This window comes from Flavobacterium frigidimaris, from assembly GCF_002217275.1.
Lineage (GTDB): Bacteria > Bacteroidota > Bacteroidia > Flavobacteriales > Flavobacteriaceae > Flavobacterium > Flavobacterium aquidurense.
The window spans coordinates 152,084-165,103 of the sequence record NZ_MUGV01000039.1; the positions used below are offsets into that span (position 1 = coordinate 152,084).

Sequence of the window (13,020 nt, forward strand, 5' to 3'; positions counted from 1 at the left end):
TTTCAAGTTTTTCTCTTACAGTTGTTTAACAATCTAAACCTGAAACCTGAAACCTGAAACCTGAAACCTGAAACAAACTTCTCTACTTCAAAATCTGTGAAGCGTGTTCTTTTGTTTTTACTTTTTCGATTACCTCATCGATAATGCCTTTTTCGTCAATTACGAAAGTGGTTCTGTTGATTCCGTCGTATTCTCTTCCCATGAATTTCTTTGGTCCCCAGACACCAAACGCATTAATCACTGATTTATCTTCATCAGCTAATAAGGGAAAAGGAAATTCATATTTATCCTTGAATTTTAATTGTGCTTTTTGACTATCGGCACTAACTCCAAGAAGTTCGTAATTATTAGCTTTGAAGCGCTCAAAATTATCTCTTAAATCACAGGCTTCTGCCGTACAACCTGGTGTACTTGCTTTTGGATAAAAGAAAACTACTAATTTTTTTCCGGCATAATCTGCCAGTTTATGCGTTTTTCCGTCCTGATCTACTCCTGTGAAGTTTGGAGCTTTATCGCCTGCTTTTAATGTTATCATATTTATTTTAGATTTTGACTTTAGATTTTTTTTAGAGCATAGAACATAGAATAAAGAGCTAAGATTCAAGATTTGACTCAACATCTCCTATTGATAAATCATAATTCATAACTTATAATTCATAACTCATAATTTTTTGCCCCAGATTGAAGTAAAAACCCCGCAGTTGTGGTAGTTTACATTTTTTGCGATAAAAAAGCGACCAACGGAAGCTCTTTTTATTGCTTAAAAATGTTGCTAACACAATGAGGAGTTGAAACGGAAAGCTGGATTAGGCACATCATTAAAATTATACTAATTTTACGAGATTAAAAATACGGAAATGAATAAAGAAGCCCGCGTACAATTTGTTATAAATACGTTAAAAGAACTCTACCCTACTATCCCTATTCCGCTTGATCATAAGGACCCTTATACATTATTAATCGCAGTTTTGCTTTCGGCTCAATGCACTGATGTGCGTGTGAATCAGATTACGCCATTGCTTTTTGCTAAAGCTGATAACCCGTATGATATGATTAAAATGTCGATTGAAGAAATTAAGGAAATCATTCGACCTTGTGGTTTATCACCAATGAAATCAAAAGGGATTCACGGGTTATCCCATATATTAATTGACAAACATGGCGGAAAGGTTCCACAAAGTTTTGAAGCGCTTGAAGAATTGCCGGCCGTTGGACATAAAACTGCCAGCGTAGTAATGTCGCAAGCTTTTGGCGTTCCTGCATTTCCGGTAGATACGCATATTCACAGATTAATGTACAGATGGAATCTTTCGAATGGAAAAAATGTAGTTCAAACTGAAAAAGATGCTAAAAGATTGTTCCCAAGAGAAATATGGAACGATTTACATCTTCAGATTATTTGGTACGGGAGAGAATATTCGCCGGCCCGAGGCTGGAGTCTGGATAAAGATATTATTACTAGAACTATTGGTAAAAAATCAATAATAGAAGAAGCTGCTAAAAAAATAATTTAGCAGCTTCGTTTTGTTTTTTACATACCATTTTTTAAGGCATTATATTCATTTGTCATGTCTAGCGATCTGTAAATACCTAAAAGCGATTTTGTCGCATCAGTATTTTTAGGTTCTAAGGTAAGGGCTTTTTTTAGATACGGAATTGCACTTCGGGCTATATCATCTTTTTTGGCATTTAACTTGTCATATTTTTGCATATCTGCAGCCGAAGTTCCCAAAGAAGAGATTTCATCAGCCAGATCTTTTTTCTCTTCTAACTTCAGATAAGCCATATTAATATAAGCATCAACGTAATTAGGATCAAGCTCTAAAACATAATTATAAACGACTTCTGATTTAGCATAATCTTTTTTCTCAAGATAAGCATAAGCTAAATTACTATTGATATCAATTTTTTTAGAAGGAACTGATTCGGTTCTTGGTTTCTCGTAAAGTCCTTGTGCGATAGCTGATTCTCTTGCTTTTGGTGAAACAAAAAGATCTTCTTCTTTTGTTTTCTTATTTGTCGCCAAGTACAAAACTCCTTTTCCTGAAAAATTAATCTTTTTTAAAATTTCATAATATTTAACTGCCGAGTCATAGTCTTTTGCGTTGATAGAGGAAGATGCTGCATTACACAAGTTTAGTGTATCTTTCTTATCAAACATATATACTTTATAGCTTTTCTCAGCGCTTTCTTTAAATTTACCTGCATTAAAATCGGCCATTGCACCATTAACGAGACTCGATTTCATTTCTTTTAATGCCGCATTTGCCTTAACGGTAAATTTAAATTTTCCTGATTCATTTTCATATAAAAACACATCCTGATATGCCTGAGAGGCCAATGTAAAATTATTCGCTGCATCTATATTTTTTACAGCTAAGTCTTTTAAAACATTTCCTTTTAAATAATAATAATCTGATTTTGCTTCATCAGATGCATTAAGTATAAGATATTCTGTTTTATTTAATACTACCAGAGCTTCCTGGCTTTTTCCTTTATCATAAAGAGACTGCGCCTCTTTGATTTGGTCTTGTTGAGCAAATGCTCCAATATTTATCAATAAAAAAAATGATAATATCTGTAGGTTTTTCTTCATTTGGGTCAGGTTTGGTTGTTAAATACTTAGGGTTTTCTTATAAATGATTTTTAATTGAAGAATACATTTTAGGTGAAATGAAATTCTTGAAATCATTCACTATATCTTCTACTAAAACATTAAAGACGTACCACAAACAAACAAGATAAGTTGGTGTAATTTTTCATCATAGGTTACTGGTTATTTTTGTTAAACATTTATTTCACTTCATTCATAATTATTTAATCATTTAATTGTTTTAATACGAAAAACCTCTTTAATAGGTGTTTTTCATGTATTTAAAGCAACTTTTTTAACTAAAATAAAACTAAATACCGAATAAACAAATAAATTTTAACCTAAATATAACATTTTAACAAAACAACGAGAAAAATCACACAAAAAAGAGGACTTTTAGATCATGTAAATTAAAAAAGAAATAATATTCTTACTTTATATTTACATGAAAACAAAAAAACTCACTACCTGCAATTATTTGCAAATAGTGAGTTTTTCAAACCAAAAGTTAATTGGTTTTAGAATAAACATCCGACTGAAGTAGTGGGCTGTTTAATTAGCTATAATCTCAAAACTTTTATCTTTAACTTTCACAACTGTTAGTGCTTGTGAATAGTTTAATAAGAAAGAAACAACTTCTTTCTTAGGTTTTAGATTTTTAGAAGCTAATTCCTTCTTAGAGTAAATTTTCGCCATACTATAAATATGTTTATATTAAGTATAACGAGCTAATATTCAAAATAGTATTAGTTGGTTAAAATAATTTGATGTTTATCAATTATTTTTCTCAAATTCATTAGTGCATAACGCATTCTTCCGAGCGCTGTATTGATGCTAACATCCGTTAATTCAGATATTTCCTTGAAACTCATATCCTGATACATACGCATTACTAATACTTCTTTTTGATCTTCCGGAAGCTCTTCAATTAATCTTTTCAAGTCCACTTCGACCTGATCAACGATCATTTTGCTTTCAATGGTTAGAGAATCGTCAGACATGACAGAAAAAATAGAAAACTCTTCTGTTTCTCTGTACATCGGCATTTTTTTAGTTTTACGAAAGTGGTCTACAATTAAATTGTGTGAAATACGCATAACCCAAGGCAAGAATTTACCTTCTTCATTATATGAATTGCTTTTTAAGGTTTTGATTACCTTAATAAAAGTATCTTGAAAAATATCGTTTGAAATATCTCTATCAGCAATCTTTGAATATATGAATCCATATATTTTAGACTCGTGCCTTTTAATTAGTATCGAAAGGGCAGTTTCATTGCCTTCGATATAATTTTTTACTAATAGAGCGTCTGGAATATGCAGATCTGCCATAATACTACTTTTTTAGGTTTTATAATTTGGAGTAATTTTTCTAAAAAGTAATTTTATTGTATAGGCCTATCTTTTTTTGTTTATGTTAATATCGTGACCAAATTTAACAAATAATTATTTTAAAAAGCAAATTAAATCGAGAATAATTAACAACAAAATATCAGAAAATATAAATAAAACCTAAATTTAATCGACAAAGTGCGTTAAAACATTAAATTTAAGAAATGTTAAGAGCATAAAAAAATAGACATAAATAACTTACAATTAAACACTTAAGTCACATATGTCTATTTTTTCAACACCCTATTTATCATTGGTAAACTCGTACGTAATCTACATAGTACTTTTGCGGCAGTACCTTATCATCTACTTCAGGGCCTCCAAAATTGCCTCCAATCGCTAAATTAACGATGATATAGAAAGGTTTATCAAAGGGCCATGTATCTTCATTTTTTACCGCTGGATTAAAAGTATATGCTAAAGTTTGGTCGACAAAAAAATCAATTTTATCTTTTGTCCATTCGATTGCATAAACGTGGTATCCTTCTTCAATATTAGGGAATGCTGTTCTTTTTGTATTGATCGTATTTCCGTGACTGTCTTGCGTGTGCAAAGTTGTGTAGACCATATGAGGGTCTCGGCCAATGTATTCTAAAATATCAATTTCACCTGCTTTTGGCCAGTGGATTTCATCAATATTGGCACCTAACATCCAGAATGCCGGCCATAAACCATGTCCCACGGGTAATTTTGCCCTTGCTTCTATTCGACCGTATAAAAATTCTTTTTTACCTTTTGTCGTGATTTTAGTCGATGTATATTTACTTCCTTCTTTTTTGGCTTCGATAACTAAATTACCCTCTTTAAACTCGTGGTTGGTTTTGGTATAAATTTGTCTTTCGTTATTTCCAAAACCACAAAGATTTGGGCAACCGTCACCGACTTCGAAATTCCAGTCTTTTTCGTTTAAATCTTTATTGTTGAAATTTTCTTCCCAAACTAATTTTCTTTTTACTTCCTGCGCGAAACAAAAACTGCTAATTAACAGCAATACCATTATTTTTTTCATAGTATCATTTTAAAATTACAAAAATTAAGAAGGTCAGCCTAAACTGACCTTCTCATTTCATTATTACTAATTAATCTATAATCTATTGATACACTCTTACATAATCAATCTCCATAGAAGACTGTGTGAAAGCGGCATCAATATTGCCTCCCAAATTACCTCCCATTGCGACATTTAAAATTAAGAAAAAATCACTATTAAAAGGCAAAGAACCGTCATTAGGAACAGAATGAATCTGAACATCATCTACAAATGTTGTAACCGATGCAGCAGTCCAGACCGCTTTATAAACATGAAATTCAGTTGAAACATTTGGTATTGTTTTAGACCCAGTATTTCCACCTCCACCAGAGTGTCCCGGATAATGAAGTGTGCTCAAAATAACATTTTGATTATTACCAACATGCTCCATAATATCAATTTCTCCACAAGCTGGCCAAGGTTTGGTGGCATAATTTTGCCCCAGCATCCAGATTGCCGGCCAGGTTCCGGCACCAATTGGCAACTTAGCTTTAATCTCAACTTTTCCGTAAGTAAAGGCAAATTTAGCATCTGTTTTTAATCTCGCCGAAGAATAATCTGCTCCGCCTGAAGCTTCTTTTTTAGCTGTAATTTTCAAACTTCCGCCTTGCACAATTACGTTTGTAGCCGAGTTGGTGTAATTCTGTTTTTCATTATTTCCCCAACCGTTGTCACCTTTTCCTAAATCGTAATTCCATTTTGTCGCATCAGGTGCTCCATCAGTATTAAATTCATCTGACCAAACTAGTTTTGTAAAATCTGCCGGTGGAGCCTGAGTTGGTTTTGTGGTGGTAAAAATATGATACCATGCCAATGCCGGATTTCCGCCCATAACGGCTCTAACGACCATTCTGTTAGCTGTAATTGACAAAATCTCATACGAACTCTGACCAATGTAATACCCCATAAATCCGCCATCAGAGAAGTTCATTGTTGTTCCTCTGGTTTGAGTTGCATGATTTGGATTTGACATGACAACCGATTCTGATGGACTTAATGAAACTGATTTTTTACCAGAAGCATTGTATGACAAGCAAGAATCGTCCGGTCCGCTTCCTCCGGCTACACTTGCAAAAGCAGCATTAAAGAAGGTCGATCCACCGTTATCTAACTGAAACTTAAGTTGGTCACTTTCGAGAGAGAATGTCAATACGTTCTCGTATAAACAGCTGCTGCTTGGTGAACCAGCTTTTTCAAAAGGTCCAGCCATATAATAGTTTGCGAAATAATTTTTAGTAGCATCACCATCATTTTGTCCAACACCTAAATGACCAGGTTCAGAAGCTGACCAATACCATTTTTTTGAAGTTCCGGCTGTTAAAAACTGAACCGCTTCGTCGTCACTGAAATTACTTACCACCTCAACATCTATTGTTGTGTTTGTTGCTATCCCTCCTTTTCCAGAGGCAATTACCGTTACAGTATATTTATTTAATCCTGTTTTGGTAAATCGTTTTGTAAAGATACCGTTTGGCGCATTTTCAGTAGTACCGTCAGTAAATACATATTTGTATGAAATAGCGTTATCTGCAGTTGCAGTAAGTTTTACCATTCCTGATCCGTCTCCGTTAGGAGCAGCGGCTGTTTTTCCAACAATTTCGGCTTTAACCTGCAAATTTGTGGGTGCAGACAAATCGCCAAAAGCGTAATCATCTTTTTGGCAACTTATTACTAAAAGCAGTGCAAAAAGTAATACGAAGTATTTATTATATTTTTTCATTTTGTTATTTTTTATAAAATGTAAATTCATTTTAATGTCTTTTTAAAAGTGCTTATCTTATTTATGGAAATAAACATTATCTATATATATAGTATGTGCTCCGCTAGGATTCCCTGAATAAATAAGTTGAGCAATATGCGCCCGGGTTGTTAATCCTGTAAAATCGCTTAAAGGAATATCTAAACTTACCCATGTTCCTTTTGCAGGAGCGGTAACTTTAATTTCGTGTTCTTTGTCATCTCCTCCTCCGTTGTAAACGCCATTAGCTCCAAAATCAACTAATTTTATTCTGAATTCTGTAAAATCAGCTGACCAGACATCTACATGAAAATGCGTCATTGCACCCGTGTCAATTGTTGCAGTTGGTTCAATACCCACAAAATTTAAATCGGAGTATTTTTTTACTGCGTTTCCTGCTACAGCTGTTTCTTCTAATGTAGCTGCTGACCAATCTGTACGCCATGTTGCAATTGGCACATTTGAATACGCATTACTAAACATTGAAATTACATCAGTGGCAGGTTTTGTTGGTGTTGGCGCTGCGACACTTAATGCTTCTCCATTTTTATAGAAATAAATATTATCAACAAAAATGTTTTTACCAGCGGGAGTTCCAACCAATTTTAGTTGAAAAATATCTGCTACTTTGAAGTTTGTCTGACTTGTAAAGGCCGAAATCGGAATATCAATACTTGTCCATTGATTGGCGATCAGATCTTTTGTTACTGGTCTTTCTCCATTCGTTTTACTGATTAGCGAAGTTTCTAATTTTTGTAAATCTGCTGTCCAAACATCGAGGTGAACATAATCCATTCCCGAAACATCAACCGTGACATTATCTGCCAAGGCAATTCCCTGATAATTTAAATTAGTATAATTCAGCATTTTATCGCCATTCAAATCAAATTCTGAATAACCGCCTGATTGTCCCCAATTTGGATAGAAATTAGTTCCGGCAATATTAGTGTATTTTGCACTATAGATAGAAATCACATTTCCGGCTGGTCTGTTAGGAGGTGTAGTTGCTGAAGTAGTAGGATTTAGCACTAATTTTGCAGCAAACTGCTCTGTATATTCCGTCGTTTTAATTGCAGCACTTTTTGAAACTACACGAATTGTATAAGTTCCTGCTTCCTTATATACATATGAAACAGATTCTCCATTATTAGCTGAAATTGGCTCCGGTTTTCCAGTTTCTCCAAAATAAACATCATAAAACAAGGCAAAATCAGCTGTTGCTTTTACGGTTACTTTTTTAGAAACAGATATATCATTTGTAATTACCACTTTCAAGTTCTCAGGAGATTTAAAAGAAACGACAACCGGTTGAATCACTTCAGTTGTTTTTCCTGAAATTCCCATTGCGATAATTTTCGACTGATAAACACCTTCTTTGTAAGTGTGTGTTGTTGTGCCACCCGCTCCAAAATAAGCAGACTCAGGAGATCCGTCACCGTAATTTATCTTGTATTGCGTTACTCCTTCTCCTTTTGGTATAAAAGTAACTTTACCTGAATTATCCTGTGTTACTGTTGTCAAGGCAGCAATATTAGCCGGTGCACTTACAGCATCTAAATCAATATTGCTGCTTTCATCGCTTGAACAACCTAGAAAGATTATTAAAACGAAAAAACTTATAATTAACTGTATTTTTTTCATAATAGTATATTTTTAATATCCAGGGTTTTGTTGCCAGTTTCCGTTTGCGAATTGAATTTCTTCAATTGGAAGCGGAAATAACTCGTTTTTATTTGCTTTAAAACCCGGAATTTTGCCAACTGCTTTTCCTGTTCTTACTAAATCGAAGAAACGATGTCCTTCTCCAAAAAGTTCTACTCTTCTCTCAGCCCAAATAAAATCGGTCAAAGCGGCACCAGAAACTGAAATATCATGGTTATTGTCTCCAAAAGCACGTCTTCTAACCTGATTTAAATAATCTCTTGCTTTTGCATCATTGGTACCAGCACGACTATAAGCTTCGGCTGCCATTAATAAAACATCTGCGTAGCGAATCGCTCTGTAATTATTTGGATTTGTCAAATTCAAATCTCCAGCCGCAGTTGCGCTTCTTTTTCTTGGAAGATATTTTCTGTTGAAATAACCTGTGTCTTCATTTCCTTTTCCGAAACTGACACCTTTGCCTCCATCAAATGAAGCATTTGCAGCAGCCCAGGCCACAATATCCAATATGGCAACATCTTTACGTTTGTCACCCACTTCAAAAGCATCGGCACTTTCTTTGGTCGGAATATTAAAACTAAATCCAGATGAGAATAATGGTCCTGAATAATTACGGATACCACTAAAACCAACTGCAACGTTACCTTCACTACATTGTAAACAGGTAAAACCGGCTCCTTCAACATCTGTATATTGTACTTCAAAAACAGATTCTGTTCCGTTTTCTCCATCCAATTCAAACATGGCATCATAATCTGACTGTAATGAATATTTACCCGAAGTAATTACAGCATCAAGAACAGCTGCAGCTTGTGCAAATTTATTTTGATACAAATAGGCTTTTCCCAATAATGCCTGTGCTGCACCTTTTGTAACTCTCCCTTTTTGAGATGCCGTTGGAGATAAATTGGCGGCAGCAAAAATCAAATCAGCTTCAATTGAAGCATACACTTCCTGAGCAGATGCTCTTGCTACTGTTTTTTCATCTCCAACTTTAAATCTAACATCTCCTTTCATCGGGATTCCACCAAACCATTTTACTAACTCAAACTGGTAATATGCTCTCAGAAAACGTGTCTCTGCAATTAGCTGGTTTTTTCCCTCGAAATCTGTTTTATCCTTAAATTCAAGAATATAATTGGCTCTTTGAACTCCCGCAAACATCCAATTCCAGATATCTCTCAAATTGCTGTTTACCGGCGTATGAATCATGTCGTCTATTTGCTGAAAACCAATAACGTCTGTCGGACTTTCTCCTCCACACAAAGTATTGTCTGAAGCAATTTCTCCTAATAAAACATTGACATACGAAGATTGCAACAAATCGTAAGCAGCAACTAAGGCATCATCATAGTCTTCTTTTGAATTGAAATAATTCTCAGAATCTATAGAATACTTTGGCTTAGGACTTACAAAATCATCGGAACAAGAAATACTTATTGTCGAGAACAGTGTAAGTGTTATAATGGTTGTGATTAAATATTTTTTCATTTTTATTGAAATTAAAAATTAATGTTTAAACCCAATAAATAGGTTCTTGGAACTGGATAATAACCGTAATCAATTCCGGCACCAATTGGTGATTGAGATACTCCATCCTGATTTGTAGGCCCGGCTGAAGAGCCTGGATCGAAACCTTTGTATTTAGTAAAAGTGTACAAATTATTTACTCCTGCATAAAGTCTTAGTTTAGTAATTCCGGCTTTTTGCGTTACATTTGGATTAAGTGTATAACCCAATTGTATGTTTTGAATTCTGAAATAAGAAGCATCTTCTACAAAATAATCTGAAAGTACATTGTTTGCCGTTGCGCCTGTTGTTACTCTTGGCACAGTAGTACTTGTTCCGGCACCTGTCCATCTGTCTAAAACATAATCTAAACGATTAGCATCAGAAAGAACTCTCTCGTAATTGCGCACCATATCGTTTCCTACTGAAGCAAAACTATAAAGCGCAAAATCAATGTTTTTATAATTTAACTGGAAATTGAATCCCATTGTTGCTTCAGGAATTGGATCTCCAATATTGGTTTTATCTTTAGTATCAATTACACCGTCTCCATTTAAATCTACATAACGAATATCTCCCGGTGCAGCGTTTGCTCCTAAAGCCAATTGTGATGGATGAGCATCAACTTCTGCCTGATTTTGAAATAATCCATCTGTTTTATAGCCGTAAAAATAGCCTATTGGTTTTCCGGCTTCCATACGTGAAGCAGCTGGCTGACCAACTCCAAAACCACCTTGTTCAATAATTCCGGTTCCGTTATTTACTTCTAACACTTCATTTTTAATAAAGGTTACATTATAACCTACACTCATACTAAAAGAATCTGAAAATTTCTCTTTGTAATCAATTGCAAATTCAAAACCTGAATTTCTAACAGAACCTGCATTCAATGTTGGAGCACTCGCACCCGGCGCACCTATTCCTATAATTCCAGAAACCGGAATATTTGGTATCAAAAGATCATCTCTGGTATCTATAAAATAATCAGCAACTACAGAAACTTTATCATTAAATAATCTTAAATCTAAACCAACATCAAACTTTTTAGCTTCCTCCCATTTTAAATCAGAATTAGGAATTTGTCCGGTGGCTTTTCCGCTTGTTAAATTACCGTCAAATACATAAGTAGCTTCTCCTGTTAAGAGAGACAGATAACCGTTATTTGGAATTTGGTCATTCCCCAGAGTACCGTAACTGGCTCTGAATTTTAAGAAGTTTATTGTTTTTGATTCTCCAAAGAAGCCTTCGTCAGAAACTACCCATCCTGCTGTAAAAGATGGAAAATATCCCACTTTGTTTCCCGGACCAAATTTTGTAGACGAATCACGTCTGATCATTGCAGAGAAAAGATACTTTCCTTTATAATCGTATTGTGCTCTTCCAAAGTAAGAAAGTCTTCTTTGGTCGTAAACATATCCTCCTGTATTCAATGCAGTTGGCAATCCTTTGGTTAAGGAAAGATCTGCATATTCCCATGAATTATTAGGAACGTCAAATCCTGTTGCATTAGCTGAATTTCCCCAGGTTTTAAAAATAGTATTTCCTAATGTAGCGGTGATGTTGTGGTTCTCTGCTATTTTTGCAGTATACGTTCCGTAGATATCAAATGAATAATCATTATCATTTGTTGCCGTTTGCGTTACAGAACTTCTCTGAACATCAAAAACTTTTCCTCCGTAACTGATTTGTTTTCCAAAGGTTTTGCCTTCGCTGTTTGCGGTATTAAATCCTATAGAACTTGATAAAACAAATCCTTTGAAAATTTTATAATCAAAACCAAAATTTCCGTTAAGCTTTTTAAAATTATAATCGTTGTAAGTGTTTGCAATCTGTGCTAACGGATTTATAATTTCTGTTCCCAATCCTGTTGTACTTGGTACTAAAGTAAAATCGCCTTTTGCATCGTAAGGAGCAATAGTTGCCGGCACGTTTAAAGCATTAAAAAGTACAGATCCTAATCCGTTTTCATTAATTGTTTTTCTATTGAAATAGGTATAAATTACATTTGTTTTTATTTTGAATTTATCGCTTAGATCAGCGCCTAAGGCAATTCTCGCCGTATTTCTTAAAAATCCGGATTTATCCTGTCCTACTACACCTTCCTGATCTAAATGCGAACCACTTACAGAATAGGTAATCTTCTCCGATCCTCCAGAAATTGTTAAATCAGTATTTAAAATTGGCACTCCGGTACCCAAAACTTCTTTTTGCCAGTCGGTTCCTTTTCCTAAACCACTTGCATTTGGGTAAGGAAGCGCTTTTCCGCCATTGGCATAACTTTCATTTAGTAATAAAGCATATTCCGTAGCATCGAGCATTGGTAATTTTCTCGAAGCTTCCTGAAATCCTGAATAACTGTTTAGAGAGATTTTTGTTTTTGAATTCTTCTTTCCCATTTTAGTGGTAATTAAAATAATTCCGTTTGCCCCAATAGTTCCATAAATGGCAGCTTGCGCATCTTTTAAAACAGTAATAGTTTCAATATCGTTTGGATTAAGCAAACTTAAATCACCTACATAACCGTCAATAATGGCTTGCGGACCATTTTCTCCATTGGTGGCGATACCACGAATACGAATATCTAATTTAGCTCCGGGAGCTCCGGATTGTGTAGTTACGTTTACTCCGGAAACGGTTCCCTGTAAAGCTTGTTCAACCTTTACTGGTTTTAAAATATCTAACGTTTTACTGTCTACTACAGAAACGGCTCCGGTTACTTCTCTTTTCTTTTGAGTTCCGTAACCAATCACAACGACTTCATCAAGAGATCTGGCATCGTCGCTCATTTTAACCGTTATTTTGGTTCCTGAAACTGCAACTTCCTGCGTTCGAAAACCAATATAACTGAAAACAATGATAGTTCCTTTTGGAACTCCTAATAATTTAAAAGAGCCATCAAAGTCTGTGGTTGTACTTTGGGAGGAACTTTTAACTTTTACATTTACGCCCGGTAGTGATAATCCCGAGCCATCTAGTACTGTACCGCTTACATCCAAATTTTGCGAAAATGCAAAAGATGTAAACAGTAATAGTACGGTTAGTAATAATTTTGATTTCATAATTAGTTAGTTTTTATTGAAAGATAAAATTATCAGAT

General features: G+C 34.6%; 10 protein-coding genes. 1 reads left to right on the forward strand and 9 read right to left on the reverse strand.

What is annotated here, in order from left to right:
* Positions 1 to 82: 82 nt before the first annotated feature.
* The gene (bcp, locus tag B0A65_RS20115) at positions 83 to 535 is read right to left on the reverse strand and encodes a thioredoxin-dependent thiol peroxidase (protein WP_074656945.1); all 453 of its coding nucleotides are present in this window, start codon (positions 533 to 535) and stop codon (positions 83 to 85) included.
* 322 nt (positions 536 to 857) lie between these two features.
* On the opposite strand from bcp, the gene B0A65_RS20120 reads away from it, so the two are divergent.
* On the forward strand, positions 858 to 1,514 hold the full coding sequence (locus tag B0A65_RS20120; RefSeq protein ID WP_074656939.1) for an endonuclease III domain-containing protein: 657 nt from the start codon (positions 858 to 860) through the stop codon (positions 1,512 to 1,514).
* A 17-nt stretch (positions 1,515 to 1,531) separates the two neighbouring features.
* On the opposite strand, the gene B0A65_RS20125 is transcribed toward B0A65_RS20120, so the two are convergent.
* From B0A65_RS20125 to B0A65_RS20155, 8 genes are all read right to left on the reverse strand, one after another.
* On the reverse strand, positions 1,532 to 2,596 hold the full coding sequence (locus B0A65_RS20125) for a hypothetical protein (RefSeq protein ID WP_074656935.1): 1,065 nt from the start codon (positions 2,594 to 2,596) through the stop codon (positions 1,532 to 1,534).
* A 549-nt stretch (positions 2,597 to 3,145) separates the two neighbouring features.
* Positions 3,146 to 3,289 carry a hypothetical protein gene (locus tag B0A65_RS23350; RefSeq protein WP_167547713.1) on the reverse strand — a complete coding sequence of 48 codons (144 nt, stop codon included), beginning with the start codon at positions 3,287 to 3,289 and terminating at the stop codon, positions 3,146 to 3,148.
* A 50-nt stretch (positions 3,290 to 3,339) separates the two neighbouring features.
* Positions 3,340 to 3,924, reverse strand: a complete 585-nt coding sequence (locus B0A65_RS20130; protein ID WP_074656934.1) for an RNA polymerase sigma factor — start codon at positions 3,922 to 3,924, stop codon at positions 3,340 to 3,342.
* A 310-nt stretch (positions 3,925 to 4,234) separates the two neighbouring features.
* Complete coding sequence (locus B0A65_RS20135) at positions 4,235 to 4,993, reverse strand: glycoside hydrolase family 16 protein (protein WP_074656925.1); 759 nt, start codon at positions 4,991 to 4,993, stop codon at positions 4,235 to 4,237.
* A gap of 82 nt (positions 4,994 to 5,075) precedes the next feature.
* The gene (locus tag B0A65_RS20140; protein WP_074658281.1) at positions 5,076 to 6,734 is read right to left on the reverse strand and encodes a family 16 glycosylhydrolase; all 1,659 of its coding nucleotides are present in this window, start codon (positions 6,732 to 6,734) and stop codon (positions 5,076 to 5,078) included.
* A 57-nt stretch (positions 6,735 to 6,791) separates the two neighbouring features.
* Positions 6,792 to 8,393: a hypothetical protein gene (locus B0A65_RS20145; RefSeq protein WP_242670322.1), complete on the reverse strand. Its 1,602-nt coding sequence runs from the start codon at positions 8,391 to 8,393 to the stop codon at positions 6,792 to 6,794.
* A 12-nt stretch (positions 8,394 to 8,405) separates the two neighbouring features.
* Positions 8,406 to 9,905 carry a RagB/SusD family nutrient uptake outer membrane protein gene (locus B0A65_RS20150; RefSeq protein ID WP_074656922.1) on the reverse strand — a complete coding sequence of 500 codons (1,500 nt, stop codon included), beginning with the start codon at positions 9,903 to 9,905 and terminating at the stop codon, positions 8,406 to 8,408.
* 11 nt (positions 9,906 to 9,916) lie between these two features.
* The gene (locus B0A65_RS20155) at positions 9,917 to 12,982 is read right to left on the reverse strand and encodes a SusC/RagA family TonB-linked outer membrane protein (RefSeq protein WP_074656920.1); all 3,066 of its coding nucleotides are present in this window, start codon (positions 12,980 to 12,982) and stop codon (positions 9,917 to 9,919) included.
* Between the last annotated feature and the right edge of the window lie 38 nt (positions 12,983 to 13,020).

What these genes read in the sequence shown, in the direction of transcription:
- B0A65_RS20155 (WP_074656920.1), bottom strand. Translation starts at nt 12,982, where the DNA reads ATGAAATCAAAATTATTACTAACCGTACTATTACTGTTTACATCTTTT.
- B0A65_RS20135 (WP_074656925.1), bottom strand. Translation starts at nt 4,993, where the DNA reads ATGAAAAAAATAATGGTATTGCTGTTAATTAGCAGTTTTTGTTTCGCG.
- B0A65_RS20140 (WP_074658281.1), bottom strand. Translation starts at nt 6,734, where the DNA reads ATGAAAAAATATAATAAATACTTCGTATTACTTTTTGCACTGCTTTTA.
- B0A65_RS23350 (WP_167547713.1), bottom strand. Translation starts at nt 3,289, where the DNA reads ATGGCGAAAATTTACTCTAAGAAGGAATTAGCTTCTAAAAATCTAAAA.
- B0A65_RS20130 (WP_074656934.1), bottom strand. Translation starts at nt 3,924, where the DNA reads ATGGCAGATCTGCATATTCCAGACGCTCTATTAGTAAAAAATTATATC.
- bcp (WP_074656945.1), bottom strand. Translation starts at nt 535, where the DNA reads ATGATAACATTAAAAGCAGGCGATAAAGCTCCAAACTTCACAGGAGTA.
- B0A65_RS20150 (WP_074656922.1), bottom strand. Translation starts at nt 9,905, where the DNA reads ATGAAAAAATATTTAATCACAACCATTATAACACTTACACTGTTCTCG.
- B0A65_RS20125 (WP_074656935.1), bottom strand. Translation starts at nt 2,596, where the DNA reads ATGAAGAAAAACCTACAGATATTATCATTTTTTTTATTGATAAATATT.
- B0A65_RS20145 (WP_242670322.1), bottom strand. Translation starts at nt 8,393, where the DNA reads ATGAAAAAAATACAGTTAATTATAAGTTTTTTCGTTTTAATAATCTTT.
- B0A65_RS20120 (WP_074656939.1), top strand. Translation starts at nt 858, where the DNA reads ATGAATAAAGAAGCCCGCGTACAATTTGTTATAAATACGTTAAAAGAA.